This is a genomic window from Acinetobacter higginsii, from assembly GCF_000369525.1.
Classification (GTDB): domain Bacteria; phylum Pseudomonadota; class Gammaproteobacteria; order Pseudomonadales; family Moraxellaceae; genus Acinetobacter; species Acinetobacter higginsii.
This window is the reverse complement of the sequence record NZ_KB850082.1, coordinates 1-6640: the sequence shown is the minus strand read 5'-3', so window position 1 is coordinate 6640 and position 6640 is coordinate 1. Positions and strand designations below refer to the sequence as shown.

The following is a 6640-nucleotide window of genomic DNA, read 5'->3' as shown; positions in this document are numbered from 1 at the left end:
TTAATGTCTTCTTGGGTTGTACCCATATCAAGGCTTTTTCGTTTGGCGTTGCTTAACTCAATATCGGTTTTTGTGGTCAGTGTGAGTTTATTGTCTGCGTCCAATTCAGCTTTTCGGGTCGTGAGCATGATATGAGCGTGGTGGTTTTTATCATTACCGCCTTTGCTCGGTTCGTGGATGGCTAAATCTGCGATTACGTCATAGCGATCAACTAAGGACCTGGCAAAGTCTTTTGCCAAGTCCTTACGTTGATCAGCGTCTAATTCATCAGGCAGGGCAATGACCCATTCTCTAGCGGTTCGGGCATCTTTACGGTTTTCGGTTTTTTCTGCCAAGTTCCAAAGTTCGTTACGGTCAATTTCAATATCTAAATTAGAGATAATCTCAGAATGGGCGACACCATCTTTTCTCGTAAAGTCGTGGGTCAGTCCTGTGCGTTTATCTTCTAGTTTTTCCCCTGCACGATATGCAGCAGATGCAACCGCAGTTCTTCCCGAACTTCGGTTAACCGTTTTAGTTGAACAGTGATAAATTGCCATGCAGTCGCCTTGGGATGCTTTTGCTTTTGGGGTTAAGGGGATTCCCCTTACGCAAACTTTGACTTGGATGAAATCCAAGTCGTAAGTGCGCATTTCATGAAAAACACGATAGCATATAGCCCGCTTGAATTTCAATTCATAGGGCCTTATGCTTGAGTGGTTTTCTATATCCCGAAATATGAATCATGACAAAAGCTGCTGAAACTCTCGATAAGAAAATCGAAGCCCAGTTAGAAAAGCTGAAACAGCTAAAGGCTCGTAAACAGGCTATTGAAGCTAGAGAAAAAACGAAGCAAAAAGAGCAGGAAAGAAAGGATGATACTAGACGCAAAATTTTGCTTGGGTCTTACTTGATTAAAAAAATGCAAAGTAATGAAGCCAACAAAGAAAAAATACTCGCTGAACTCAACGAGTATTTAACAGAAGAAAGAGATAGAAATTTATTTAATTTATAAATCATGAAGCTGGTATTTGATCTTTATAAATATCTAAATAAAAAGATAGATAAAGATCTGTTCTTTTAAATACTTTTTCTGGAAAAGCAGAACTTTGTTTCTTTTGTTTTTCCAAATCCTCAATTATTAATCCTAATATTTCTAAGCTATGGCTTGAATATCCGTTATGTCTACTATTTGATACCCCATGAAATAGAAATCCCATTCTACTTATTTCATTATCTTCTGTAGGGAGCTTATGTAGAGCGTAATCTCTTACACCTATCAAATCATCCTCTAATGCTTGAATAGTATGGTGATTAAGTTGAGTTATGATATGGATATATTGATTAAATTTTTTATCATCAATTTTTCTTTTAACTCGTTGTTTGAATGCTATTGCGATAAGCTCGGCTTGTTTTTCTATATATGTGGTTTCTAAAATTTTAAAGACTTCTGCACCAAGCCTATAACCTTGAGGATGTTGTTCTAAGAATCTTGTAACTTCTTCTATTGGTACATCAGAGCTGGCTTCTAAAAAAGATGCTACCTGCCAATAAAATATATTTTCGTTACTTTGATCTGCTCTTTCTTTTATTTCTTCAACTGATTTTTTTAAAGCAGCTGCTATCCCCATAGATAAACTATCTGTAACAGCCATTCCTACGTTTTTAGCAACAATTGGAGCTGTTAATGCTGTTAATGCGTACAATAATTCTAAACTCATGGTTGAAAACCAGTCTTTTCTAAAAATGGGTAAATTTCTTTAAATTTTTCAGGTTCTAAAAGCATGTCTGCAATGCGAACAGCAAACTGTTGATAGCTTTCAGTACCTTGTGAATATTTACTCATTTCAGGCATTTCAGACATTTTATTGGCGAATAAATGACGTTGAGCATCAGTCATTTTAATAAATAAATCTGGTGTATTGGGATCACGTTTTGAATCTAAAGACTTTTCAGATTTTGGTTGTGGTTTTTTCTTAAATTTGAATGAAAAGCCTGAAATTACACGGCCTTTCTTATGTTGCTCATATTCTGCTTTTATATCTGTTTTTTCATTAATCTCTTTAATTGCTGGCTCAAGTACACGAGCTTTGAAATGATGCATACGCTGATATTCATTAATCCCAATTCCAAGTTGTTCTCTAAAGTCACCTAAATCAATTATTGGTACTTTACCGGTACTTCTCCATTGAATCAGTAGTTCATAAAGTCTGGCTGAATATACACTGTTTAATTGTGCTGTTTGGCTTAGTAAGTATTGTGTAAAAAACTCTTTAACACCATCAATTCGACTAATCCCTTGAACTACAGCTAGTGTAAAAACTAGCTCTATTGCCCCTTCATCATCAAGATAACGAACTTGTTGAATCCACCGACTTTTAACTAACTTCCCATCATCGTCATAAAAACTAAACCTACGATTGAAAAGAGTATCTTCAGCCTCTTTCATACGTTGATAAGCATTTTGCCTAGTTGTATTAAATACCTCTGCATAGCGTCTAGCATCAATACGTAAAGGGGTGTCAGTATTTAATCCAGTCCCTGTCTCTCGCGCATCAACAATAGCAAGTTGAACAATATGCAATTCAGCAAGAGTAAGAACCTGGAAGGCTTGATTTAAGCGGTTTGTTTTTACAACTAAATCTTTTTTCATAGTAGGTAACTAAATGCGTTTTTAAACACTAATATTTTTATGTGTTTCAATAGTAGCAAAAACACCATTTCAAACACAAATATTTTTATGTGTTTTAATGGTAACTAAACGTGTGCTTATGGGTAACTAAACGTGTGCTTATGGGTAACTAAACGTGTGCTTATGGGTAACTAAACGTGTGCTTATAAAGTCTGAAACCATTGCTACTAAAGGTTCTTACGAGGTGGAAAAGCATTTAAAAACATTAAAAACAATTAAAAACCCGCTACGCTATTTTTTTTGTTAAAATTTAACAAGAATTTTTATTTGTCGAGGTGGCAAATGAATGTAATGGGATTAATTATTGCCCAAACGCAAAATCAAAAAGCAGTACCTGTTCGAATTAATCTTGATAGAATGAAATCATCTATTGCTTCAGAAACCTTTGTTATGCCTAAAGGTTTGAGCAGAGAAGAGAAAAGAAGATTAATACTCGAAGCAGGGAAAAAATAATTGTCATACACTTGGGAATTTGGAAAACAATTTGCAATTGAATTCACTCGCTATCCTGAAAAGCAACAGGATAAAATTCTAGATTTCACAGATATCTATGAAGAATTTGGTTTTAGTGATTTTTCTAAATACCCAGGTAAAATTTCACCTTCATGGCGTAATCTAGAAAAAACTGATCCTATATATGATTTTACTTATTCCAATAACCTTTGGCACTATCATATAGGTATCCCTGAATATCTTAAAAGCAAATACAACAATTACTTAACTTCAGATATGATCCTTCATTTCCAAAGAAGAGATCACATTAATCATATTCGTGTTTTAGATATTACTTGGCATTACAAACACAACGGTGTGTTCTGGCTACCAAATTTAGAATACTTGGAATAAAGACTTAAAATTCAGAATAAACCTTGTAATCAAAGAAAAGACTACGAGAGATTTTCATATTTCTCAATCGCTCGTAGACACTCGCTCTGTTACTTAATTTTTAATAATTAAATTTCTTTAAATTATTTTTTAAATCTTTAATAAGAACAGGATCACCATTTAAGTTGTCGTTATTAAAAACTGAACTTATTTCAGCCTCCGTTGGAATAATATAGTTTTCATCATTATTCGTAATTCTTGGACTCAAGGTTTTAACCATACTAGCAACTCTAGCGAAATCTTTATTCCGTCCACCTTTCTCCATAAATTTAACAAAGTTTTTTTGCATGGTGAAAGAGGCTTTTTTATAGTCGATCCAACGGATATTACTTGTTATAAAACTATTCCTTATATCTTGATCAATAAGTATACGGGCTATAATAAATTCAATAGGTTTGAAATTTATGGTCTTAGCCATATTAGGAGGAGTTAATTTATCCTCTTTTGACGGCACTGGATGAATAGATCTAAACAAAGAGTTAGTAGGATCAAACATCTTTAATACATCACTTTCAGAGATGAACGGAGTTCGACTGCCTGTTAAATATTTTTCAGATGAAAGTAGGTCAAAGTATTTAACATCATTCATTGATAAACAACCACTGTACATTTTGTCTAACATACTGGTTTCATTTAATTTTTCACTACTGAGTGTAACCTGTTTTATGTATTCTTCAGTTGTTAAATAGGCCGAAATGCCGAGTGGAAATGTATATTGAAAAGATAATCTGTATGGCATCTCTTGCACTAATTGTTGAGAGTATCGTTGAGCCTCATCAGCTGATTTAGTTTGATTTTTAAGGCTTTTCCAGTTTTGCATAGATAGGTATGTGTACTCTTTGAATTGGTTGCATTCACCCTTTATAACTTCCTCCATTTCCTTAATTTTCATATTTCTTAACTGTGATGCAAAAGTTGTTGCCAGAGATGGATCTGTTAGGTTTGGATTAGGATAAATATCAATAGCAGCATGGCTTGAGATACTCATGCTAAGTGTTACAACAAGTAGTAAATAACTTTTCAAGTATTCCCCCTTAAAACTGTTTTTTAAAATTTTGATATTGCTTAATCGCTCGTAGACACTCGCTCAGCTCTTACTGATCTTGTATAAACTATTATTTTTAATTTGTTAATAAAGTTGAACTACAAATGATATTTGGTTTTTTTAAGAAAAAAGGAAAAATCGGGATTCCAACTATTAAGGCAAATGCTCAACATAAGAGAGATGACAAAAATAGACATAAGCTATTTTTGAGTGAATTAAAGGACTTATTGAAATCATCTAATATTTTAAAAACTGAATATATTAAGAAATATATTGGTTTATATGAGAAATATGAGCCATTTGTGGGAAAGAGATACGGATTAATTCAAAAACAAATCGACTTTGAAGAATCTTTATTGAATCCATTAAATAAAAAAGAAGCTAATAAACTTATTGATTTGATCGTATCTATCGCCGATAGCAGAGCGTACAACCAAGTAGAGTTAAATCGGATAAAATTGTTAGCTAGTAAAGTAAAAATTAAATTTCCTGAAAGTTCTATCTGTTGCTCTGAGGTATTAAAATATAAGAGGAAATTAGGAAATAAATCTATTTTAATAACGGAAGCTCCTATCTTTCCTTTAAAATCATGTGTTAACTGTGATTGTAAAATACCTTCTCACATAAGCTTTCTTTATCAAATAGATATCAATTCTTAATTATGGCTAATATTCAAACCACATACATTAGGCATGGAAGTAAAGTTAAGTGCCCCAAATGCCAAAGTACAGATGTTAAAGCAATAAAAACGCAACCTAAAAAATATCCTAAACCTACTGAAAGTAGCACAGGGGTTAACTTTGATGACTTAATGAATTTTTATAACAATGGTTATTCATGTAAAAAATGTGGAAATCATTTTATTGGTTATTTTGAATCAGACTATCCTTTAAAAAAAACCTCATTTATTGTTAGGTTTTTCAAGTTTATTATTAAATTAATCATATATTTATTATTAATATATACATTTATTTGGCTATTTTTCTTATAAAGCTCGATCCTTTAAAGTTTGGCTAAAGCCAAACTTTAAAGTCGAGCCACTTTGCGCTTGCTACAATCAGATTGATAGTGAGAAAAACCAAGCAAAGTACCGATCATTTAGTATTTTTTAGGGTCGATCTGACACCAGTCATAGGTTTTTTCTTTGACATTATTCGGCTCAAATGAGTAGCAATCTTTTTTAGTCATAATTCTGACCAATGTTTTCCCATCATAATCTTTGATTTGTAGCGGATATTTTTTAAGTACAGCCATATCAGTTCTACGTTCATCAATTTCATCTTTGCTTGGTACGTATAAGAATATTGCCAAAAATAAAACCATAACCAAGGCTACAAATGCACTGGAATAAAGTGCTATAAATTGCCAATTTAGTTGATTGGTTGCCTTGTTTAACTCTCGAATGCTGTTGTTGAGTGTGTTTATTTGCTTCTTATTTGCATTTTCTAGGTGTTTTTCCGCTTTATCTAGCACCCCACCAGCAACGTGGTTGTAAAACGCCTCTAATCGCTTTTTATCGTCTGCTATGGCCTCTCTATATTCCTTCATGGATGCCAATAAAATATATAACTGGTCGTCTAAGTCGTTTTGGTTACTCATAGGGATGGCCCATCCATGTCATTTGAACGGCTTTTAGACCGTTGTGCTACTTTCATAATCTGTTCTTGCTGTTGCTTTAATTGCTGCTGACGTTCTAGTTCTAGGCGTTTAGCTTCTTGGTTTTTCTGCCATTGTTCAAAACCTTGCTCAACACGGTTTAAACCACGCTGTAAAACACTCTCTTTCTGCTGTTTTTCTTGGTGAAGCTGTTGGGTATTTTGCTGCTTCACATTGTCATTAAAACGGCTGATTTCAGTGTTTATGCCTTGTCTGCGTAATTGGGTGACTTTGGTGCCTTCGTGAATTGTAGCTTGTAGGCCGTTGCCTTGATCGGCATAGCTGCGGTGGTCTATTTTTTCTCGGTAGCCTGCTCGCTCCAGTGCGGTATTGGCTAAGTCTGCCCATGTTTCTCGAATTTGCTTAATGTCTTCTTGGGTTGT

General features: G+C 33.9%; 10 protein-coding genes. 4 read left to right on the top strand and 6 right to left on the bottom strand.

The genetic code is table 11. The annotated features are described in order from the left end of the window. The coding region (locus F902_RS21810) for a MobA/MobL family protein (protein ID WP_005207692.1) at nucleotides 1-539 on the bottom strand (539 nt) is incomplete at its 3' end. Between the two features lie 185 nt (nucleotides 540-724). Here F902_RS21810 and F902_RS21805 point away from each other — a divergent pair. Then, nucleotides 725-994, top strand: coding sequence for a hypothetical protein (locus tag F902_RS21805; RefSeq protein ID WP_005207691.1), 270 nt, complete (start codon nucleotides 725-727; stop codon nucleotides 992-994). A gap of 1 nt (nucleotide 995) precedes the next feature. Here F902_RS21805 and F902_RS21800 read toward each other — a convergent pair whose 3' ends face one another. Together F902_RS21800 and repM are read right to left on the bottom strand one after the other, a co-directional pair. Next, the gene (locus F902_RS21800) at nucleotides 996-1700 is read right to left on the bottom strand and encodes a hypothetical protein (RefSeq protein WP_005207690.1); all 705 of its coding nucleotides are present in this window, start codon (nucleotides 1698-1700) and stop codon (nucleotides 996-998) included. Further along, nucleotides 1697-2632 (bottom strand): replication initiation protein RepM, encoded by a 936-nt coding sequence (gene repM, locus F902_RS21795; protein ID WP_005207688.1) that lies wholly within the window; start codon nucleotides 2630-2632, stop codon nucleotides 1697-1699. The genes F902_RS21800 and repM overlap by 4 nt, the downstream gene beginning before the upstream one ends. A 321-nt stretch (nucleotides 2633-2953) precedes the next feature. On the opposite strand from repM, the gene F902_RS22775 reads away from it, so the two are divergent. Both F902_RS22775 and F902_RS21790 read left to right on the top strand, forming a co-directional pair. Next, nucleotides 2954-3124 carry a hypothetical protein gene (locus F902_RS22775; RefSeq protein WP_005207686.1) on the top strand — a complete coding sequence of 57 codons (171 nt, stop codon included), beginning with the start codon at nucleotides 2954-2956 and terminating at the stop codon, nucleotides 3122-3124. Further along, nucleotides 3125-3517, top strand: coding sequence for a hypothetical protein (locus tag F902_RS21790; protein ID WP_005207683.1), 393 nt, complete (start codon nucleotides 3125-3127; stop codon nucleotides 3515-3517). Between the two features lie 100 nt (nucleotides 3518-3617). Here F902_RS21790 and F902_RS21785 read toward each other — a convergent pair whose 3' ends face one another. After that, entirely contained in the window at nucleotides 3618-4580 is a 963-nt protein-coding gene (locus F902_RS21785; RefSeq protein WP_005207681.1) for a hypothetical protein, read from the bottom strand. 125 nt (nucleotides 4581-4705) lie between these two features. Between F902_RS21785 and F902_RS21780 the strand changes: the two genes are divergently transcribed. Further along, on the top strand, nucleotides 4706-5260 hold the full coding sequence (locus F902_RS21780) for a hypothetical protein (protein WP_005207679.1): 555 nt from the start codon (nucleotides 4706-4708) through the stop codon (nucleotides 5258-5260). A 439-nt stretch (nucleotides 5261-5699) separates the two neighbouring features. Here the strand turns inward: F902_RS21780 and F902_RS21770 are convergent, their stop codons facing one another. Both F902_RS21770 and F902_RS21765 read right to left on the bottom strand, forming a co-directional pair. Further along, nucleotides 5700-6200, bottom strand: coding sequence for a hypothetical protein (locus F902_RS21770; RefSeq protein ID WP_005207677.1), 501 nt, complete (start codon nucleotides 6198-6200; stop codon nucleotides 5700-5702). Next, on the bottom strand, nucleotides 6197-6640 hold a 444-nt coding region (locus F902_RS21765; RefSeq protein WP_005207676.1), incomplete at its 5' end, for a MobA/MobL family protein. The genes F902_RS21765 and F902_RS21770, both read right to left, overlap by 4 nt.

Excerpts from the sequence above, each read along its gene's own strand:
- F902_RS21805 (WP_005207691.1), top strand. The coding sequence starts at position 725 with ATGACAAAAGCTGCTGAAACTCTCGATAAGAAAATCGAAGCCCAGTTA.
- F902_RS21800 (WP_005207690.1), bottom strand. The coding sequence starts at position 1,700 with ATGAGTTTAGAATTATTGTACGCATTAACAGCATTAACAGCTCCAATT.
- repM (WP_005207688.1), bottom strand. The coding sequence starts at position 2,632 with ATGAAAAAAGATTTAGTTGTAAAAACAAACCGCTTAAATCAAGCCTTC.
- F902_RS22775 (WP_005207686.1), top strand. The coding sequence starts at position 2,954 with ATGAATGTAATGGGATTAATTATTGCCCAAACGCAAAATCAAAAAGCA.
- F902_RS21780 (WP_005207679.1), top strand. The coding sequence starts at position 4,706 with ATGATATTTGGTTTTTTTAAGAAAAAAGGAAAAATCGGGATTCCAACT.
- F902_RS21770 (WP_005207677.1), bottom strand. The coding sequence starts at position 6,200 with ATGAGTAACCAAAACGACTTAGACGACCAGTTATATATTTTATTGGCA.